This is a genomic window from Arthrobacter sp. L77 (genome assembly GCF_000816565.1).
GTDB lineage: Bacteria > Actinomycetota > Actinomycetes > Actinomycetales > Micrococcaceae > Arthrobacter_D > Arthrobacter_D antioxidans.
The window spans coordinates 788,936-808,951 of sequence record NZ_JWSU01000006.1 but is presented as its reverse complement, the minus strand read 5'-3'; the positions used below and the strand labels follow the sequence as shown (position 1 = coordinate 808,951).

The following is a 20,016-nucleotide window of genomic DNA, read 5'->3' as shown; positions in this document are numbered from 1 at the left end:
AAAAGCGCATGTACATCACTCCTTCATCGGCCTCGCCGGACGCCACGTCGTCCCACGCCGCCCCCTCGTCCCCGATCGTGCCCGGCCCCCAGCGGTCCCGTCTCGGCAAGTTCGGCGTCCTCCCGCACCTCGCGGGAACCTCCTTCCTCGTCCTCGGCCTCTTCGCCCGTCTTCCCCTGGCGATGCTCACCGTCGGAGCCCTGACGCTCGTCACGACAGCGAGCGGCTCCTACGCCGCCGGTGGCTTCTCGGCAGGCGCCGTCGGCCTCGGGTCGGCCCTGGGGGCGCCCCTGCTCGGTTTCCTCGCGGACAAACGCGGGCAGCGCATCGTCCTGCTCGTCTCGGCACTGCTCAACACCGCGGCGATCGCGGCCCTCCTGATCGTGACGCTGACCAGCGCCGGCTTCAGCGGGGGAGCGCTGGCGCTCGTCCTCGCGACGGCCTTCGCCGTCGGCTTCACCTGCCCCCAGATCGGTCCGCTCGCCAGGGTCCGGTGGATGGCCATGACCCGACGGAGCCCCCGGTCCGCCCTGGACACCGCGCTCTCCTACGAGGGGACCGCGGACGAGCTGACGTTCGTCCTGGGGCCGGCCCTCGTCGGCCTGCTCGCGAGCCTGATCGCCCCCTGGCTCCCACTCGCGCTGGCCGCGGCGCTCACCATCACCCTCGTCAGCGCCTTCGCCGTGCACCGGACCGTGGCGTACAGCGACCGGGCCTCGTCCGATGCCCGCACCCCTGTCGACGGTGACGCCGGCTCCGGGGCGGACGAGGACCACCCGGCCGCGGCCCGGTCCGCCCTCGTCCTGCTGCCCGTCGCGGGCATGGTGGCGGTGGGCACGTTCTTCGGGTCCACCCAGACCTTCCTGACCGCCTTCTCGGGCCAGTTCGGTGCCGCCGAATCATCGGGCCTGCTCTACGCGGTCATGGGCCTGACCTCGGCGGTCGCGGCGCTGTCCGTCGCCTACTGGCCGCAGCGCTTCCGCCACACGCACCGGTGGATGGTCTCGGCCGCCGCCATGACCGTGGCCGCCGCCGCCCTCGCCCTGCCCACGACGATCGCCGCCATGCTCGTGGCTCTGCTGTTCCTCGGAGTCTTCGTGGGGCCCACGATGGTCACGATCTTCTCCATCGGCTCCGCGGTCGCACCGGCCCACCGCCTGGGCACGGTCATGACGCTCCTCGCGAGCGGCATCGTCGCCGGCACGGCCGTCGGGTCCGGACTGGCCGGGACGCTCGCCGAGACCGGGGGATCGGCCGCCGCCGCCGTCGTCCCGGCAGCCGCCGCGGCCGTCCTGCTCGTCCTCGGCGCGGTGTCCGCCGCCGCGCTGCGGCGCGTCAGCCGGGCCTGACGGGTCCCGGGCGGAGTCGTCAGCAGGCTGACAGTGACTCCGCGGGACGCATAGGATCGAAGGACACCGAGATCCAGGAGGACGCATGAGCACCGAAGGCACCGCGCACGACGACGCCGCAGAACCACAGGGCGCCGGACCCGAAGGCACCATCCCGGCCAGTGGCGACGGCGTGGCCGCCGGCTCCACGGACGAGCCGAGCAGCTTCGAGCCCGAGGAAGACGCGGGCGAGGGGCACTAGCCCGCCGGATCCCACGACGACAGCACGGAACTGCGCCCCCGCCGGACGGACCGGTGGGGGCGCAGTTCTGTCCGGGGCACCGCGTGGCACGCCGACGGAGCGGCAGGCGACGCGTTCCCCGGGATCAGCTGATGCGGGGAGCGCGGGAGGGCGGGGCCGGGATGTGGACGTTCCCGGTGAGGATGCCGCCGGTGACGGGCTCGCCGTCGTCCGGCCCGCCGGACGTCCCTGGCGAGGCGAGGCCGGTCGGGCGCGCGACGGCCCGGGCGTCGGCCCGTGGATCGTCCTGGCTGCGGAGCTGCAGGGCGACGTCGTGCGCGGCGGGTCGGAGGGAGGGATCCCTCGCGGTCATCCGCCGCAGGAGTCCGCTCCAGTCCGGCCCCAGGCAGTCGGGTACCTCCGGGTCGCGCAGGAGACGGGCCAGGGCGGCCTCGACCACCGGGCCGGGGAAGGACTTCTCGCCGGTCAGGCACTCGAGGAGCACGAGGCCCAGTGAGTAGACGTCGCTCCGCTCGTCGAGCGGGTCGCCCTTCGCCTGCTCGGGACTGAGATAGTTCGCCGTGCCGATCGTCGCGCCGACGGCGGTCGCCGAGGTACCCTCCACCATGCGGGCGATGCCGAAGTCCGTCAGCTTCGGGTACAGCCGGGTGCCGTTGTCACCGCTGTAGAACAGGAGGATGTTCGCGGGCTTCACGTCCCGGTGGATGACGCCCTCGGAGTGGATGTACGCCAGCGCGTCGGCCAGGTCCGCCCCGAGCTGCGCGACGTCGTCGGCCGGCAGGGCGCCGCGCTTGAGCAGGTGCCGGAGATCCTCCCCGTCGACGAACTCCATGACGAGGAAGCCGGCGGTGCGGCCCTCCTGGTCCTGGTGCATCCCCGCGTCGTGGAGGGTCACGAGACCCGGGTGGTTCAGGGTGGAGAGCAGGACCTTCTCCGTGTGCTGGCGACGGTAGTCGTCGTCGTCGGAGGTGGTGGCGTTGAAGATCTTCACGGCGACGTCGCGCCCGAGGGTGCGGTCCACCGCGCGGTACACGGACGCCGTGCCCCCGACTCCCAGCAGGTCCGTGGTCTGATATCGGTCCGCGAGGAGGACGGGCATGCGTGTCCTCCCCCTACCGATGATGGGCGTCGACCGGCGACCTGTAAGGCTGCTGATCAGTGGCCAGTATAACGCTGTGAATCAGGGGAATTACCCGTCCGGCGCACGCTTTATCGAACCTTGATCATCGGCCTGTCAGGCGAGGAAGGCGAGGGCCTCATCCTTGAAGAGCCGGGCGGTGATGGCGTTGGAGTGGTCCCTGCCGGGCAGCGTCGCGATGCGGGCGTCCGGGGCCCAGTCCCGGAGGTCGGTGATCCCCTCGGCGTATTCGTCCTGGTCCCCGGCGACCAGGAGCAGGGGCATCTTCGGGACGGCGTGCCGCGGGTCGAACGGCTCCGTCTTGATCGCGGAGACCATCGCGAGCAGCGAGGGGAGGTCGTTGTGCGGTCCGGCCTGCGCCATGCGCAGCAGGTCCGCCGTCGTCGGGTCCTGTGAGGCGGGCCCGCCGGCGAGGAAGAGTTCCGCCCCCGCGAGGTCGAAGCCGGCGAGCGGATCGGCGGTGCCGGGACCGCCGAGCACCATCCTGCGGACCAGTTCGGGCTGGGTGGCGCCGAACTCCCAGGCCAGGCGCGACCCGAGGGAGTAGGCGACGACGTCGACGCCGGACCCCGGCACGTCGCTGCGCAGGGGGAGGACCCGCTCGTCGAACAGGGCCTGGAGGATGTCCGCGCGCATGCGGCTCGGTGCGTAGGCTCCCGCGTCCTCCGGCGCCGCGCTGTCGCCGTGCGCGGGGAGATCCACCATGATCACGCTCCGCCCGGCGTCGTTCAGGAAGCGGACCCAGCCCGTCTCCACCCAGTTCTGCCGGGAGGAGGAGCCGAAGCCGTGCAGCAGCAGGATCGGCGGCAGGTCGAGTGGCTCACCGGCATCGCTGCGGGTGATGGACAGACGGGGGTCGACGCCTTCGACGACGTGCACGGCATGGTGGTCCATGGGTCCCATCGTATGCGCGGCGGGACCGTGCAGGGCGGCGGACCCCTCCACGCGGACCTCATCAGGTCGGACGTCCCCTGCGAGAACGGCCCCCCATGAGTTATAGTCGTTATGACCCTAACAAGTAGGGAACACAACGGACGGTCGGAGGATCGGGGATGTACAGCTCGGCCAACGTCTCGGAACGGCAGTCCCAGGCCCCCTCCCTCGCCATCTCGACCGTGATCTTCGCGCTCCGCACCGACCCCGCATCGGGCCGGTCGGAGATCTGGCTGCCGCTCGTCCGGCGCATCCGGCAGCCGCACCTCGGCAAGTGGGCCCTGCCCGGCGGCCCGCTGGGCGCCCGCGAGTCGCTGCAGGACGCCGCCTCGCGGAACCTGCGGGACACGACCGCCCTCGACCCCACCTACCTCGAACAGCTCTACGCCTTCGGCGGGCTGGACCGGTCCGCCACCCAGCGGCTGGTGTCCATCGTCTACTGGGCCCTCGTCCGCCCGGATCAGGCGGATCTGGCCCGCGACTCGGAGAACGTGCGCTGGTTCCGCGCCTCCGAGGCGGTGGGCCTCGCCTTCGACCACGACGAGATCGTCGCCTACGCCCTGGAGCGGTTGCGCGGCAAGGTCACCTACGGGTCCGTCGCGTATCACTTCCTCGGCGAGCGCTTCACCCTCGCGCAACTGCGGGGCGTCTACGAGGCCGTGCTCGGCAGGCAGCTCGACCCGGCCAACTTCCGGCGCCAGCTGCGATCGGCGCAGGACATCGCGGCGACGGACGAGGTCCTCCAGGGCGGTCGGAACCGGCCGCCGCGCCTCTACCGCTCCACGGGACCGCATTCCGGGGCGTCGCCCTCCGGGGCCCCGCCCTCCGACGTCGAGGCCGGCCCCTCGCCGGCCGCGCCGGCGTCCTAGTCCCCGTCAGGCACGATTCCACCTACGCCCCGTTGCCGACCGCCGCGCCGGCCCCACCCCCAGGGAGAAGCCCCATGTCCGTCACCACCGCCATCCAGCTGATCACCCGCGGCGAGGCCGGCACCACCGGGGCCGCCGGGGCCACCGGGACCTGCTCGCCGGATCTCGCGCAGGACCCCTGGGCGTTCGATGCCGCACCCCTGCCCGACTACGGTCCCGGCGCGTCCATGTTCGACATCGCCCCGGCGGCCACCCCCCGGCAGGGAGAACTGCCCGAGGAGTACAGGACGGCGTCCGCCGAGGACCTCGACGGGCGTATCCGCGCGGCGAGGGAGACCCTCGGCGAGTCCGTCGTCATCCTCGGCCACTTCTACCAGCGCGACGAGGTGGTGCAGTACGCCGACTTCGTGGGTGACAGCTACCAGCTCGCGCGCGCCGCCACGGAACGGACGGCGGCCGAGGCGATCATCTTCTGCGGGGTGCACTTCATGGCGGAGACCGCGGACATGCTCTCGACGCCCCGGCAGGCCGTCATCCTCCCCAACCTCGCCGCCGGCTGCTCCATGGCGGACATGGCGGACATCGACTCCGTCTCCGAGTGCTGGGACCAGCTCACCGCGCTCCTCGGCTCAGCGCCGGACGCCGACGGCCGCCGGCCCGTGATCCCCGTGACGTACATGAACTCCTCCGCCGCCCTGAAGGGCTTCTGCGGGGAGAACGGCGGCATCGTGTGCACCTCCTCGAACGCCGCCGCCGTGCTGGAGTGGGCGTTCGAGCGGGGCCAGCGGGTCCTGTTCTTCCCGGACCAGCACCTGGGACGCAACACCGCCAAGGCCATGGGCGTGCCGCTGGAGCAGATGCCCCTGTGGAACCCGCGCAAGCCCTGGGGCGGCACGGACGAGCAGGCGCTCCGGGACTCCCGCGTGATCCTCTGGCACGGCTTCTGCTCGGTGCACCGGCGCTTCACCGTGGCGCAGATCGAGAAGGCCCGCGCAGAATTCCCCGGCGTGCGCGTGATCGTGCACCCCGAGTGCCCCATGCCCGTGGTCGACGCCGCCGACGAGTCGGGATCCACCGACTACATCCGCAAGGCGATCGACGCCGCCGCACCCGGCAGCACCTTCGCGGTCGGCACCGAGATCAACATGGTGAACCGCCTCGCCGCCCAGTACCCGCAGCACACCATCTTCTGCCTCGATCCGGTGATCTGCCCGTGTTCCACGATGTACCGGATCCACCCCGGCTACCTGGCCTGGGTGCTCGAGGGGCTCGTGGAGGGCCGGGTGCTCAACCGCATCACGGTGCCGGACGCCGTCGCCGAACCGGCCCGGATCGCGCTGAACCGGATGCTCGCGGTCCAGCCATGACGGCGGACTCCGTGCAGCGCGTGGTCATCGTGGGCTCGGGCGTCGCCGGCCTGCAGACCGCCCTGGTGCTGCGCCGGCTCGCACCGCACTGCGACGTGGTCCTCGCCTCCAAGACGGCGCTCGCCGAGAGCAACACCCGGTACGCCCAGGGAGGTATCGCCGCCGTCGTCCCGGACCCGCCGGGCACCCGGGCGGCCGTGCACGACTCCGTCGCCGATCACATCGCCGACACGCTGGCCGCCGGCGCGGGACTGGCGGATCCCGAGGCCGTCGCCGTGCTCTGCGCGGAGGCGGCACAGGGCATCGCCGCTCTCCAGGCCGCGGGTGTCGTCTTCGACGCCTCGCCGGCCGATGCGACAGTACCGGCCAGGGGCCGGGAGGCCGCGCACTCGGCGGCGAGGGTCCTGCACCTCGGCGGCGACGCCTCCGGGGCGGGACTCGTCGCGGCGCTCACCGCCGCGGTCCGCCGCGACCCCCGCATCGAGGTCCTCGAAGACACCCTCGTGACGCGCGTGCTGCTGCAGGACGGCGCCGGCCACGACGACGGCACACCCCGGACCCGCCGGGGCCGCCGGCGGGCCTCCGGCGTCGAGGNATCGCCGCACCCGGCGACGACCTCGGCTGGAGCGTCCCGAGCGGTGAGCTGTTCCAGTGGTGGTCCGCCCGGGAGGGCGCGACCGGTCTGGCAGTATACGGGCGCCGCCTGTGGGAGGCCGGCCTAGCGAGTGGAGTTTGCCAACTCGTAGAAGCGGAAAAAGCCGAAGCCCTGGATGGGAAGAATCTTGAACTCGTCGAAGCCGAGGTGCTCCACGGCGGAGCCGCGCGGACCCTCCGGGCGGACGCCGTCGTCCTCGCGACCGGCGGGGCGGGCCAGCTGTTCGACTCCACGACCAACCCCCGGATCGCCACGGGCGACGGCGTCGCCCTCGCCTGGCGCGCCGGTGCCGCGGTCGCTGACCTCGAGTTCTTCCAGTTCCACCCCACCTCCCTCGACGTGCCCGGCAACCCGCTGATCTCCGAGGCGGTCCGGGGCGAGGGCGCACACCTGGTCGACGCCGACGGCCACCGGTTCATGGCCGGCTACCACCCGGACGGGGACCTCGCGCCGCGGGACGTCGTCTCGCGCAGCATCGCGCAGCACCTCCTCCACCATCCCGCGGGCGGCCGATCCGGCACCCCCGAGGGCGACGGCGCTCGGGAGGGGCGCCGTCGTGCCGGCGTGTACCTCGACGCGACGGGCCTCGGCCGCGCATTCCTGGTCCGGCGCTTCCCCACGCTCACGGCCCTGACCGCGCAGCACGGCGTCGACTGGTCCACCACGCCGGTCCCCGTGGTGCCGGCGGCCCACTACTGGATGGGCGGCGTGCGGACGGACACCTCGGGGCGGACATCCGTCCCGGGCCTCTTCGCCGTCGGGGAGGTCGCCCGCACCGGTGTGCACGGCGCGAACCGGCTGGCCTCCAACAGCCTGCTCGAGGGCGTGGTGTTCGGTGCCCGCTGTGCGGCGGCGCTCGCCGCCGGCGGGGGACCTGCGCCGTCCTTCGACGTCGAGTACCTCGACCTCGAGGCGGAGGAGACGGGCACGCAGCCGTTCACGCGCGGCGACCTGCAGGCCGTCATGTCCGACCACGCGGGAGTGCTCCGCACGGGCGCCGGACTGGAGCTCGCCCGCAAGCACCTCGCCTCCTACCGCCCGGACACCGACCCCGAGCTCGCCAACCTGCTGCTGTGCGCACGGCTGCTCGTGCACGCGGCGTCCCGCCGCACGGGGTCCTGCGGGGCGCACCACCGCGCGGACCAGCCCGATCCCGCGCCGCAGGCTCCCGCCCCGAGCCGGTCCTACGCACGAGCCACCGAAGGAACACGTCCATGACCGAGACCGCAACCACCGCCGCCCGGACCCCCTCCCCGGCCGCCGTCGAACCGGCGCGGCCGCCGCAGCACCTCATCGACGCCGTCGTGGCCGCAGCCCTCGCCGAGGACGCGCCGTGGGGGGACCTCACCTGCCAGGCCCTGATCCGTCCCGATCAGCGGGCGACGGCGACCATCACGGCCCGCGAGCCGGGCGTCCTCTGCGGGACGGCCGCCATCGAGGCCGCGATGCGCCTCACCGACCCGCGGATCCGGGTCACCTTCCCGCGGGCCGACGGGACCGCCTTCGCCGCGGGGGACACCCTCGCGGAGATCGCAGGACCGGCCGCCGGTATCCTCACCGCCGAACGGACGGCCCTCAACATCGCGCAGCGGCTCAGCGGGATCGCCACCATGACCCGCGCCTTCGTCGACGCCGCGGCGGGCACCCGCGCGCGCATCACCGACACCCGCAAGACCACGCCGGGGCTCCGGGTCCTGGAGCGCTGGGCCGTCCGCTGCGGGGGAGGGTCGAACCACCGCTCCGGCCTGTCCGACGCCGTCATGGTCAAGGACAACCACCTGGCGCTCCTCGCCGTGGACGGCCCGGAGGCCCTCACCGCGGCCCTCCGGGCGGCGCGGTCGAGGCTCCCGCACACCGTGCACGTCGAGGTGGAGGTGGACCGGCTGGACCAGATCGAGCCCGTCCTCGCCGCCGGGGTGGACACCATCATGCTCGACAACTTCGCGCCGGCCGACCTCGCGGAGGGCGTGCGCCGCATCGGCGGCCGCGCGCTCGTCGAAGCCAGCGGGAACGTCCGCCTCGACACGGTGGGGCCGATCGCGGCCACCGGCGTCGACATCATCTCCGCGGGAGCGCTCACCCACAGCGTCCGCTCCCTGGACCTGGGCCTGGACTTCGCGGCGCAGGGGGCGGCGATCGTCGACCCGGGAGGGCACCCGTGATCTACCTCGACGCCGCCGCCACCGCGCCCGCCCGGCGCCAGGTCCTCGAGGAGATGTGGCCCCTGCTGACCGCGACGTTCGGCAACCCCTCCAGCCACCACACCTACGGCGAGGCCGCGGCGTCGGACTACGCGCGCGCACGGTCCCGCATCGCCGCGCTGCTCGGCTGCAGGCCGGGGGAGATCATCTTCACCTCGGGCGGCACGGAGGCGGACAACCTCGCGCTCAAGGGCCTGGCGCTCGCCGCCCCGCGCGGCCGGCACATCGTCACCAGTGCGATCGAGCACCCGGCGGTGCTGGAGGTCCTGGCCTACCTGCGGGAGTTCCACGGCTTCCGGACCACGGTGCTGCCCGTCTCCGGCAGCGGCCGCGTCTCGCCGTCGGACCTCGCCGCCGCGCTCGAGGACACGACGACGCTGTGCACCGTGATGTACGCGAACAACGAGGTGGGGACCGTCCAGGACATCCCGGAGCTCGCGGAGGTCTGCCGGCGCGCGGGTGTGCCTTTCCACACCGACGCCGTGCAGGCTGCGGGCTGGCTTCCCCTGGACGTCGACCGGCTCGGCGTCACCGCGCTCAGCGTCTCGGGGCACAAACTCGGCACGCCGAAGGGGATCGGCCTGCTGTATCTCCGCTCCGGGACGCCCTGCGAGCCGGTGCTCCACGGCGGCGGCCAGGAGCGGGGGCGCAGGTCGGGGACGGAGAACGTGGCGGGCGCGGTGGGCCTCGCCCGCGCACTGGAACTCGCCCAGGCCGCCCTGCCCGGGGCCGCCGACCGGTCCACGGCATCCCGCGACGCCCTCATCGCGCAGGTGCTCGCCGGCGTGCCCGGGGCCCTGCTCACGGGTGACGCCGCGCGCCGGCTCCCGAATCTCGCCTCCTTCTGCTTCCCGGGCGTCAGCGGCGAGGCGATCCTCCTGGCACTCGAGCGTCGCGGCGTGGTCTGCTCGAGCGGGTCCGCGTGTGCGGCCGGATCCTCCGAGCCGTCCGCCGTCCTCCTGGCGCTCGGTCTCGACGGCGAGACGGCGCGGAGTGCCGTGCGGCTGTCCTGGACGCAGGACACCGCGTCCGCCGACCTCGACCAGGCGGCCCGCGCCGTCGTCGCGGCGGTGGAGGCCGTCCGGTCCCTCGGCGCGGCACACGCTGGCAGCCAGGCCGGCGCCTAGACTTGCGGCACCGAGCCACTGCCAGGGAGGACGCCATGGAGCACGGACCGTCCGGAAACGCGGGCAGGCGGCGGCTGCCGCAGGCCCTCGCCGCTGCCGCACTCGCCCTGACGCTGGTCACCGCGTGCACGGGTTCCGGGGGTGACGGCGGTGCGCCGCCGCCCTCGACGAACGCGGCGACCGCGACCGCCGGGCCGGCGGAGGCCGCGGTGGTGCCCCTGCGCGAGGCGCGTGAGGGCTGGAAGGTCTTCACCGATCCGGGCCGTCTCCTCAGCTTCGAGCTGCCCGAGGAGTGGGTGGTGCAGCTCCTCGAGCCGGAGCCCGGGGTCTACGCCCCCGATTCGCTGCACTACGCGGTCCGTACGCCGGAGGGCGTAACGGCGGCCGAGCTGCACACCGGTATCCGGACGGCGGAGGCGCCCTGCCCGGACGCGGAGCGGACGCCCTACCACGTGATCGGCAGCGAACCGCTCGACCTCACGGGGGAGGCGCCGGCGAGTGCCGACGTCGAGCCGCGCGTCGTGATCCGGCTCATCACGGGCTTCCGCTTCTTCGCGGCCTACGGCATCACCGACCAGGTGGGCGGCGCGGACGGCCTGGCCTGCACGCTGTCCAACACCGTGGATGGTGGCGACGCCCTCGGGCGGGTCAGCTTCGGGGACCTCGAGGTGCTGGCACCCAAGGCGCCCGCGAACACCGGACCGCAGACGGTCACCTTCGGGACGATCGGGGAGGCCCAGGCCTTCTACGACACCCCGGACTTCGCGACCATCCGCGAGATGCTCCTCTCCCTCCGGATCGTCCCCGCAGCCACCGGCTGACCTCCACGCCGGCGTCCTCGCTCGACGACGGTCTCAGCCGACGGGCTGCAGCGCCCCGAAGTCCACGCCCGTGAGCTCGACGCTGCGGTTCCAGAGCCGCACGGCGATGTCGCGGTCCAGCACGCGGGGCACGGGGGCGACGAGGCGGGGGGCGCCGCGTGTCTCGCCGACGCCTGACGGCCCGTAGTAGTCCCCGCCCCGGACATCGGGGGCGGTGGCCGCATAGAGGGTGGGGAGCGCGCCGGCGGCGTCGGACTGGCTCATCAGCCCGATGAAACCGGAGAAGACGTCGAGCACCGCCGGCGTCCGCATCCCGGCCGTCAGGTTCGTCTTGGCCAGGCCCGGGTGTGCGGCCACCGAGGTGAGGTCCCACCCGGCGGCGCGTGCGCGCCGGTCGAGCTCGACCATGAAGTAGAGGTTGGCGATCTTGCTCTGCCCGTAGGCGGCCCACCGGCGGTAGCGGCGCTCGGACTGCAGGTCGTCGAAGTCGATCTGCCCTCGCTTGTGGGCGAGGCTGGAGAGCGTGACCACGCGGGAGGACCCGGCCTCGCGCAGGTTCGGCAGCAGCAGGCCCGTCAGGGCGAAGTGGCCCAGGTGGTTGGTGCCGAACTGCAGCTCGAAGCCGTCGGCCGTCGACGACCGCGGCGTCGCCATGACCCCGGCGTTGTTGACCAGGACGTGCACGGGACCGCTGAGGCCGTCCGCGAACTCGCGGATGGACTGCTGGCTGGCGAGATCGAGGAGTCGCAGCTCGACCCGCTCGCTGCCGGTGATCGAACGGACCCGCTGCTGGGCGTCGCGCCCGCGCTCCTCGCTGCGGCAGGCGAGGATCACCTCCGCGCCCTTCCGCGCGAGCCCGACGGCGGTCTGGAGGCCCAGCCCGCTGTTGGCCCCGGTGATGACCGCGCGCCTGCCCGTGAGATCGCCGATCGCGTCCGCTGTGAAGTCGTTGTCCATCCTGGTCCTTACCGCTCGTTCATCCTGCCCCGGGTCCGCGGGGTTCGGTGTCAGGCACCCAGCCGGGCGTTGATCTTGTCCGTGAGGGCCTTCAGCTGGTCCATCTCCCCGGGGTCCAGGACGGGCGCGAGGACCTCCCGGATGCGCTGCACGTGGCCCGAGCCGATCCGCCGCTGGAGCGCTCTGCCCTCCTCGGTCAGCGCGAGCTCGATGCCGCGGTGGTCGGTCGCCGCCGGCCGCCTGCGCACGAGGTTCCGGGCCTCGAGCCGATCCACCATGCGGCTGAGGCTGGGCTGGCTGATCAGGAGGTGGTGGTTGAGCTCGTTGAGCCGCGTCCAGCCGCTGGGGCACCGGCTCAGATTGAACAGGACGTCGTACTCGCGGATGGGGAGGTCCTTGAACGCCGGGTCCTGTCGGATGCGCTGCATGATGCCCACCTGCGCCCGGAAGAGCGACTCCCAGGTCTCCGACGCCTGGCGGACGGACGCCGCCGGCTCCGGGTCCCCGACGTCCGCCGGGCTGTCGGCGGGCTCGACGGCAGATTCGGGGGCGGGGTCGACGACGGTCGGCGAGCGGTCAGCCATGGCGGTTTGGGGCCTCCTGCCGGGGCACCGGCAACTAGATACGTATGCATCAAGTGTACGCCGTCCTCCTCCGTACGGCCCACCGGTCAGGCAGTGGCAGCGGCCTCCCGGCGCAGCGCCCGCTGCTCCCGGCGGCCCTCGACGAGCCGGTACAGGACCGGGACCAGGACGAGGGTCAGCGCGGTGGAGGAGACGAGGCCGCCGATCACCACGATGGCCAGGGGCTGCGAGATGAAGCCACCCTTCCCCGTCAGGCCGAGGGCCAACGGGGTGAGGGCGAAGATGGTCGCCAGCGCGGTCATCAGGATCGGGCGCAGGCGCTGGCGGGCGCCCTCGCGGATCGCGTCCGCGACCGGCAGCCCCGGCCGTCCGTCGTGGGGGAGTCGGTACTGGTTGATGAGGTCGATCAGCACGATCGCGTTCGTGACCACGATGCCCACGAGCATCAGCATGCCGATCAGGGAAGGCAGCCCGAGGGGGGTCCCGGTGATCAGCAGCAGGGCGATGGCGCCGGTGGCCGCGAACGGGATGGAGACGAGCAGGATCAGGGGCTGGACGAGGCTCTTGAACGTCGCCACCATGATCACGTACACGATGGCGACGGCGGCCCACAGCGCGAGGAACAGCTGGTCGAACGATTCCGCCTGCTGGCTGGAGGCACCGCCGATGGTCGCGGTGGCTCCCGGCGGCAGGTCGATGCCGTCGAGGCGCTCGTTCACCGACCCCGTCAGCGTCCCGAGATCGTCGCCGGACGGCGTGATCGAGACCCGGGCCGTGCGTTCACCGTTGGAACTCGTGACGGACAGGGGCACCTGCACCTCCTCGACCGATGCGACGTCGGTGAGGGGGACCGGCCCCGTCGCGGTAGGGATCTGCAGGTCCCTCAGCTGGTCGAGGCTCGTGATCGTGGTCCCCTCGCCGATCAGCACGGGGAAGTCGTCGGCGTCGAAACGCACCGAACCGGCCGGCACCGGGCTGATGCTGCCCCCGAGGAGGCCCGCGATCTGGCCCTCGCTCAGGCCCGCCTCCACGGCGGCCGTGCGGTCGACGTCCACCTGGACCTGCGGCTGGGCCGCCGCGAGGTTGCTCGTGATCTCTCCCGCGCCGTCGATCCCCTGCAGCCCCTTGACCACGGCGCTGTCCGCGGCTTCGAGATCCGCCGTGACGGGCGCGGTGATGTCGATGTCGATGGTGCTCGAGGTCCCGAAGCCGCCCTGCTGGCTGGACAGGGAGATGGTGCCCGCGTCCTCGAGGCCCTCGAGGTCCTGGCGCACGGACTCCTGCAGGGCCTCCTGGTCCGCGTCCTGATCGGTGATGACGGTGAACGTCGCCACCGAGGCTCCGCCGGAGAACTGCGCCGCGAAGGCACCGTCGGCGTTGCCGACCGTCAACTGCACGTCGCGGATCTCCGGGTTGTCCATGAGGATCTCCTCCGTCCGTGCCGCCGTCTCCGCCGTCGTCGCCAGGCTGGTGCCCGGGGCGAGGTTCTGCGTGATCGAGAAGCTGTTCTGGCCCGAGGAGCCGAGCAGGTTGGTCGGCAGGAACGGGACCATGGCGGCCGTGGCGCCCAGGACGATCACACCGCTGATGAGGGTGATCACGGGGTGGCGCTGGGTGCCGGTGAGGATCGGCAGGTAGCCGCGCTGGAGGAGCGACGGCCGGTCGGTGGGCTCCGTCCGGGAGGTGCGCTCCGCCCGGGAGGTCGCGGCGGCCAGGGAGCCGGACGGGACGGCGGAGGCCGCCGGGGCCGCGACGTGGCGGGCCTCGTGGGGCGCCGGGGGTGTGCGCCTCAGGAACCAGTAGGCGAGCACCGGGACGATCGTCAGGGACACGGCGAGGGACGCCAGCAGGGCGATCCCGGTGGTGATCGCGAACGGGCGGAAGAGCTCTCCCGCGAGGCCGCCGACGAAGCCGATGGGGGCGAAGACGGCCACGGTGGTCAGGGTCGAGGCGGTGATGGCTCCGGCCACCTCCCGGACCGCGGTGAGGATGGCCTCCCGCTCCTCCTCCCCGTACCCGAGGTGCCGCTTGATGTTCTCGATGACGACGATGGAGTCGTCCACCACGCGTCCGACGGCGATCGTCAGGGCGCCGAGGGTCAGCAGGTTCAGGGAGTACCCCGCCACGTACAGGCCGATGAACGTGATGAGCAGTGACAGCGGGATGGAGATCGCGGTGACGAGGGTCGAGCGGACCGAGAGCAGGAAGACGAGGATGATCAGCACGGCGAAGCCGAGGCCCAGCAGCCCCTCGGTGGTGAGGTCGTCGATGCTGCGTTCGATGAACGGGGCCTGGTCGAAGACCACGGTGATGTCCGCCGCATTGCCCAGTTCGGTCTCGAGTTCGGGGACGAGGGCCACGATCTGCTGGGAGATCTCCACGGTGTCGCCGTCGGGCACCTTCGTCACCGTCAGCGCGAGCGTCTCGATCCCGTTGGTACGCGCGACGGACGTGGGTTCGTCGTCGGCCAGGCTGACGTCGGCCAGCTCGCCGATGGTGCTGACCGGACCCGGGGCGGGTGTGTCCGAGGAGGGAAGCACCGGCAGCGCCTCGATGTCCTCGAGGGAGCCGATGCGGCTGCCTGCCTGGATGGTCAGCGACCGCGGGCGGTCCTCGAGGCTCCCGACCGGGAACAGGGCGCCGTTGTCCTCGAGGGTGCTGCTGATGTCGCCGACCGTCAGGCCCGCGGCTGCGAGGGCTCCCTCCCGGGGCAGGATCGCGACATGCTGCGTGGATCCTCCGGACACGTCGGCGGTCCGGACGCCGTCGATCTTCTGCAGGCGGGGGACGGTCAGACGGGCCAGGTCACCGTTCAGTTCGCTGAGCGACTGGTCGGAGGAGACGGCCATGAACACGATCGGCAGGTCGCTGATGCTGCCCGCGAGGGCCTGGGGCTCGACGTCCTCGGGGAGGGTGGGGCGCACCGTGGAGATCGCCCGGTCCACCTGCGCCCGGGCCCGGTCGAGGTTCGTGCCGTACACGAAGACGAGGCTGACGGTCGAGATGCCGGAGCGGGACGTGGACGACGACGACTCGAGGCCCTCCACCCCGCTCAGGGCAGCCTCCAGGGGTTCGCTGACCTGCTGGTCGAGGTACTCCGGGGAGGCTCCGGGCAGCGCGGAGATGACCGTGATCTGCGGGAACTCGAGGGACGGGATGAGTTCCTGCTTGAGGGACCCGAGGGTGATGACGCCGAAGACGGAAGCGAGGATGGTGACGAGCGCGATCAGCGCCCTGTTGCCGAGGGAGAAGTGAGCCAGACGGAACAAGGAACCTGCCTTTGATGCTGAGGGTCGACCGGCCGGCTGGCTCCGTCGGACGTTACGTGAGCCGGAGGACCCGGTCGGTCATCGACTGCACCTCGGCGGCCAGGGATGCGGTCTCGTTGAGCCTGACGCCGTACCCGGGCAGCATCTCCTTCAGCTTCGGCTCCCAGCCGGCCATGTTGGCAGGGAAGCACCGCTTGAGCAGTTCCACCATGATCGGCGCCGCGGTGGACGCTCCCGGAGAGGCCCCGAGGAGCGCTCCGACGGATCCGTCCGAGGACGTGATGACCTCCGTGCCGAACTGCAGCACGCCGCCCTTGCCCGGAGCCTTCTTGATGACCTGTACACGCTGGCCCGCGGAGATCAGTTCCCAGCTGCCGCCCTCGGCCATCGGCAGGAAGTCGGTGAGGGCGTCGTTCTTGGCGTCCCGGTTCTTGAGGACCTCCGTGATGAGGTACTTCGTCAGGGACATGTTGTCCTTGGCGACCGCGAGCATCGGTACGAGGTTCGAGGGGCGGATCGACGTGGGCAGGTCCAGGTAGGAACCGCTCTTGAGGAACTTGGTGGAGAACCCGGCGTAGGGGCCGAACAGCAGGGAGCGCTCACCCTGGACGAAGCGCGTGTCCAGGTGCGGGACGGACATCGGCGGGGCACCCACCGATGCCTGGCCGTAGACCTTGGCGTTGTGCCGGCCCACGAGGTCGGGATCGGTGCAGCGCAGGAACTGGCCCGAGACCGGGAAGCCCGCGAACCCGCGGCCCTCGGGGATGCCGCTGCGCTGCAGCAGGTGCAGGGCGCCGCCGCCGGCGCCGATGAAGACGAACTTCGTGGTGACCGTGCTGGTCTCGCCGGTGGCCTTGTTCTTCACCTTGACGTCCCAGCGGCCGTCGGTCGCGCGTGCGACGTCGAGGACGTCGAACCCGTAGTGCAGGTCGACGCCGGTTCCCTCGAGGTAGGTGGTGAGCTGGCGCGTGAGGGCACCGAAGTCGACGTCGGTGCCGCCCTCGACGCGGGAGGCCGCGACGGGCTGGGAGGGGTTGCGGCCCTGCATCACCAGGGGGGTCCACCCGGCGATGGTGTCGTGGTCCTCGCTGTGCTCCATGGTGCTGAACAGCGGCTGCGGGCTCAGCGCCTCGTAGCGCCGGCGCAGGTACTCGGCGTTGGCCTGGCCCCACACGAAGCTCATGTGCGGCACCGGGTTGATGAAGGTGCGGGGGTCACCGATGAGCCCCTCGGAGACCATGTGCGACCAGAACTGCCGCGAGACCTGGAACTGCTCGTTGATCGCGACGGCCTTCGCCGGATCGACGGAACCGTCCTTCCCGGCGGGCGAGTAGTTCAGCTCGCAGAGGGCCGAGTGGCCGGTGCCGGCGTTGTTCCAGGGGTCGGAGCTCTCGAGGCCTGCGACGTCGAGCCGTTCGAAGAGGGAGATGTCCCAGTCGGGCTGCAGTTGCCGGAGGAACGCGCCGAGGGTGGCGCTCATGATCCCGCCACCGATCAGGACGACGTCGGTGGTCTTGGCGGGCGTGCCCTGATGGATTGTGGTCAACGGAGTCTCCAGTCGCGAGGTCACTAGCAGACAAAGACTAACGTCTGGTGGTGACCGAACTTAAATCGTCCGGAGGACGGGGACCGCCCCGGGAGAGCCGGCGTCCGGCGGCTCAGCCGGACGGCGCCGGCCGGGGCTCGACATCGGCCAGGTCGATGCGGTTGAAGACCTCGTTCATGACGGGACTCACGGGGTAGGTGGTCACGCGCGGACTCATCGCCAGCGCGGAGATCGGGAAGGCGAGCGGGACGGCCGGGATCCTGTCGGAGATCTGCGCGCTGATGTCCGCGTAGGCCGCCGTGCGGTCCTCGCCCGTCGGCAGTCCCCGTGCGCGGTTGATCTTGCTGAACAGCTGCGGGTCCTCGTAGGCGAACTCCTCCGAGTACATGCCGAAGAGCGCACCCACGAAGTTGTCGGGGTCCTGGTAACTGCCGCTCCAGCCGAGCAGGTGGAAGGCCCGGTCCCCGGACTGCTGGACCGTCGCGACGTAGCCGTCGCTCCATTCGACGGGTACCGGCTTGATGTTGAAGCCGGCCTCGGTCAGCTGGCGGCTCAGTTCGGCGTAGGCCTTCTCGGGGGAGGGGAGATAGGCCCTGGAGACGTTGCGCGGATAGTAGAAGGGCAGCTCGCGCCCGTCGTACCCGGAGCGTTCGAGCAGGTCCTTGGCGAGGTCGACGTCGTAGCTGTAGTCGGTGACCGTCTCGTTGCTCACGCCGAGCTTCTCGGGGATGAACTGGCGGGCCGGCTTGGTCCCGTTCAGGAAGCGGCCGTCGATGAGGGCGCTCTTGTCGATGGCGTGGGCCACGGCCTCGCGGAACAGGGGGTCGTCGACGCCGGGGAAGCCCTGGTTCATGCTCAGGTAGAGCACGGAGTAGGGGTCGCGCTGCAGGAACTGCAGTCCGTTGCGGGCCAGGTCGACGGCGCTGTCCACGGACACGAAGTCGTAGCCGTCGATCCTGCCCGAGGTCAGGGCGCGCGCCCGGGAATCGGGATTGGCGATGGTGGTGAACACCACGCGGTCCACCTCCCCGCGCTCACCCCAGTAGCCGTCGAAGAACGCGAGCTCCACGTCCCCTTCCTCCCAGGAGACGAGCCGGAACGGGCCGGTCCCCACGGGCGCCTGCCCGTAGCGGGAGATTCCCGCGCCGTCCCGCGTCGCGGTCAGTTCGTCCGCGGCGCCGGCCTCGAGCGCGGCGGGGGAGGACATGGCGAAGGCGGGCGTGGCGAGTGCCGGGACCAGCCCCGTGATCCGGGAGGTGAGCTGGAGGTCCACCGTGTGCGCGGAGGTCGCCGTGCAGCCCTTGTAGAGGCTCACCTCGGGTGTGTCGGAATACCCCTTGAACACGTTCTCGAAGGGCAGCCGGCTCGTACCGGCGCGCGCGCTCTGGGGCAGCGTGTACCAGCGGTCGAAATTGGCGCACACGGCGGCGGCGTCGAACGGCTCGCCGTCGTGGAAGACGACGTCGTCGCGCAGGGTGAATTCGTAGGACCGCCCGTCGTCGTTCTCGTCCCACGATTCCGCGAGGAGCGGCGTCGGCTCGGAGGTCAGCGGATCCACGCCCACGAGTCCCTGCAGGATCTGCTGGCTCACGCGGTAGGACTCGGTGTCGTTCGCGAGCGCCGGGTCGAGGGTTCGGGGGTGCGCCGCCGTCCCGAAGGTGAAGGTGGCGGCCTCCGAGGCGGCAGGCGCCGTCGTCGTCGCGGGCTGGGGCGGCGGGACCTGGCCGACCGTACAGGAGGCAAGGGAAACCGCCGAGACGAGGGCGACTGCCATCGTGGCGACGCGGGTCACACCGTGGGTCGCCCGTCCGTGGCTGGTGCGGCGCGCGGCACGGTTGTTCACTGGCGTCGATCTCCGAAGGGCAGGGGGGCCGGTCCGTCGTGGCCCGGTGTCTGGAATGCCCCAGTGTAGGCGATGGGCCTGTTCCCGCCGCCCAGAAACCGCAATGGGCCGGACACACGAACGGACCCCCTCACCCAGCGGTGAGGAGGTCCGTCCGTGATCCCCGGAACACGTTAGAGGAGTGAACCAGGGAGGTCGGGGAGTCCTCAGCCGGCGGGGGGCGTGAGGACGGTGTCGATCAGGTAGACGACGGCGTTGGCGGTCTGGACGCCGCCGCAGATGACGTTGGCGCCGTTGACCTGGAGCTCGTCGCCCGATCCGGTGATCTCGACGTCGCCGCCCTGGACCGTGGTCTGCGTGGTGCCCTCGAGCTCGGACGGCTGGATCTTGCCCGGCACGACGTGGTAGGTCAGGATGCCGGACAGACCCTCGGTGTCGGTCTTCAGGCCCTCGACGGTTTCGGCCGGCAGTGCCGCGAAGGCGTCGTCGACCGGTGCGAAGACGGTGAACTCGTCGCCGTTCAGCGTGTCGACGAGGTCGACCTCGGGGTTGATGCCACCGGAGACGGCAGCGGTCAGCTGGGTCAGGATGGGGTTGTTGCCTGCGGCGGTCGCCACGGGATCGAGGGCCATACCGGCCACCGATCCGGCGCCGTCGGGAACGTCGGCGGCGTAGCCCTCGCAGCCGGGGCCGACGAGGTTCGCCGCGGGGTCCATCATGGCGTCGGCGGAGGGGCTCATGCTGGCCTCCATCGAGGGGGACTCGCTGGCCATGGTGGTCTCTTCCGCCATGCTGGTCGAGTCGGACCCGGTTGCGGCCTCGTCGCCGCCGCAGGCAGCGAGACCGAACATCGAGACTGCCGCGATACCCAGGATGGACAGGTTCCTACGCTTGGTGATCTGCATGAATTTCCTCCATAGTTACGACCCGGCATCTGCCTGGATCAGTGACTGTCGTGTGAAACACATCGTGTCGATGTCTCGGAGGTACTTCGGGCGTGCGGCCGGGGTGGATGGGTGGGGATTCGGGAAGCGGCGCTTTCGTGACCGGCTCGTGACCTGCGGCGATAGGAGCGGCGGCGTCGTCGGGCACGAGAAAGCCCCACCGGGCGGCGGC

The 20,016-nt window shown here is 71.8% G+C and carries 16 protein-coding genes and 1 pseudogene; 9 read left to right on the top strand and 8 right to left on the bottom strand.

Features of this window, described 5'->3' with window-relative positions:
• The first annotated feature begins 8 nt into the window (after positions 1-8).
• Together RY94_RS13870 and RY94_RS18185 are read left to right on the top strand one after the other, a co-directional pair.
• Positions 9-1,349 (top strand): MFS transporter, encoded by a 1,341-nt coding sequence (locus tag RY94_RS13870; RefSeq protein WP_052274364.1) that lies wholly within the window; start codon positions 9-11, stop codon positions 1,347-1,349.
• A gap of 85 nt (positions 1,350-1,434) precedes the next feature.
• On the top strand, positions 1,435-1,590 hold the full coding sequence (locus RY94_RS18185) for a hypothetical protein (RefSeq protein WP_197060676.1): 156 nt from the start codon (positions 1,435-1,437) through the stop codon (positions 1,588-1,590).
• Between the two features lie 124 nt (positions 1,591-1,714).
• On the opposite strand, the gene RY94_RS13865 is transcribed toward RY94_RS18185, so the two are convergent.
• Both RY94_RS13865 and RY94_RS13860 read right to left on the bottom strand, forming a co-directional pair.
• Positions 1,715-2,689, bottom strand: a complete 975-nt coding sequence (locus tag RY94_RS13865) for a serine/threonine-protein kinase (protein WP_043446009.1) — start codon at positions 2,687-2,689, stop codon at positions 1,715-1,717.
• Between the two features lie 135 nt (positions 2,690-2,824).
• Complete coding sequence (locus RY94_RS13860) at positions 2,825-3,622, bottom strand: alpha/beta fold hydrolase (RefSeq protein ID WP_043446771.1); 798 nt, start codon at positions 3,620-3,622, stop codon at positions 2,825-2,827.
• A gap of 158 nt (positions 3,623-3,780) precedes the next feature.
• Between RY94_RS13860 and RY94_RS13855 the strand changes: the two genes are divergently transcribed.
• The 7 genes and pseudogenes from RY94_RS13855 to RY94_RS13825 all read left to right on the top strand — a co-directional run bounded on the left by RY94_RS13855 (position 3,781) and on the right by RY94_RS13825 (position 10,701).
• Complete coding sequence (locus tag RY94_RS13855; protein WP_052274363.1) at positions 3,781-4,530, top strand: NUDIX hydrolase; 750 nt, start codon at positions 3,781-3,783, stop codon at positions 4,528-4,530.
• A gap of 74 nt (positions 4,531-4,604) precedes the next feature.
• Positions 4,605-5,897, top strand: coding sequence for a quinolinate synthase NadA (gene nadA / locus RY94_RS13850; protein WP_043446006.1), 1,293 nt, complete (start codon positions 4,605-4,607; stop codon positions 5,895-5,897).
• On the top strand, positions 5,894-6,619 hold the full coding sequence (locus RY94_RS13845; RefSeq protein WP_043446003.1) for an FAD-binding protein: 726 nt from the start codon (positions 5,894-5,896) through the stop codon (positions 6,617-6,619). The genes nadA and RY94_RS13845 overlap by 4 nt, the downstream gene beginning before the upstream one ends.
• Positions 6,620-6,708: 89 nt before the next feature.
• A pseudogene (locus RY94_RS13840) lies at positions 6,709-7,770 on the top strand (L-aspartate oxidase); the annotation flags it as partial.
• On the top strand, positions 7,767-8,714 hold the full coding sequence (gene nadC / locus RY94_RS13835) for a carboxylating nicotinate-nucleotide diphosphorylase (RefSeq protein ID WP_052274361.1): 948 nt from the start codon (positions 7,767-7,769) through the stop codon (positions 8,712-8,714). The pseudogene RY94_RS13840 and the gene nadC, both read left to right, overlap by 4 nt.
• Complete coding sequence (locus RY94_RS13830) at positions 8,711-9,880, top strand: cysteine desulfurase family protein (protein WP_043446002.1); 1,170 nt, start codon at positions 8,711-8,713, stop codon at positions 9,878-9,880. Before nadC ends, RY94_RS13830 begins: the two co-directional genes overlap by 4 nt.
• 35 nt (positions 9,881-9,915) lie before the next feature.
• On the top strand, positions 9,916-10,701 hold the full coding sequence (locus RY94_RS13825; protein ID WP_052274360.1) for a hypothetical protein: 786 nt from the start codon (positions 9,916-9,918) through the stop codon (positions 10,699-10,701).
• A gap of 33 nt (positions 10,702-10,734) precedes the next feature.
• Here the strand turns inward: RY94_RS13825 and RY94_RS13820 are convergent, their stop codons facing one another.
• From RY94_RS13820 to RY94_RS13795, 6 genes are all read right to left on the bottom strand, one after another.
• Complete coding sequence (locus RY94_RS13820) at positions 10,735-11,658, bottom strand: oxidoreductase (RefSeq protein ID WP_043446000.1); 924 nt, start codon at positions 11,656-11,658, stop codon at positions 10,735-10,737.
• Positions 11,659-11,708: 50 nt separating this feature from the next.
• The gene (locus RY94_RS13815; RefSeq protein ID WP_082046359.1) at positions 11,709-12,242 is read right to left on the bottom strand and encodes a MarR family winged helix-turn-helix transcriptional regulator; all 534 of its coding nucleotides are present in this window, start codon (positions 12,240-12,242) and stop codon (positions 11,709-11,711) included.
• A gap of 86 nt (positions 12,243-12,328) precedes the next feature.
• Positions 12,329-15,511 carry an efflux RND transporter permease subunit gene (locus RY94_RS13810; RefSeq protein ID WP_043445997.1) on the bottom strand — a complete coding sequence of 1,061 codons (3,183 nt, stop codon included), beginning with the start codon at positions 15,509-15,511 and terminating at the stop codon, positions 12,329-12,331.
• Positions 15,512-15,563: 52 nt separating this feature from the next.
• The gene (locus RY94_RS13805; protein ID WP_043446757.1) at positions 15,564-17,048 is read right to left on the bottom strand and encodes a malate:quinone oxidoreductase; all 1,485 of its coding nucleotides are present in this window, start codon (positions 17,046-17,048) and stop codon (positions 15,564-15,566) included.
• Between the two features lie 121 nt (positions 17,049-17,169).
• The gene (locus tag RY94_RS13800) at positions 17,170-18,900 is read right to left on the bottom strand and encodes an ABC transporter substrate-binding protein (protein ID WP_231554531.1); all 1,731 of its coding nucleotides are present in this window, start codon (positions 18,898-18,900) and stop codon (positions 17,170-17,172) included.
• 206 nt (positions 18,901-19,106) lie between these two features.
• Positions 19,107-19,805 carry a fasciclin domain-containing protein gene (locus tag RY94_RS13795; RefSeq protein WP_043445994.1) on the bottom strand — a complete coding sequence of 233 codons (699 nt, stop codon included), beginning with the start codon at positions 19,803-19,805 and terminating at the stop codon, positions 19,107-19,109.
• Positions 19,806-20,016: the final 211 nt, after the last annotated feature.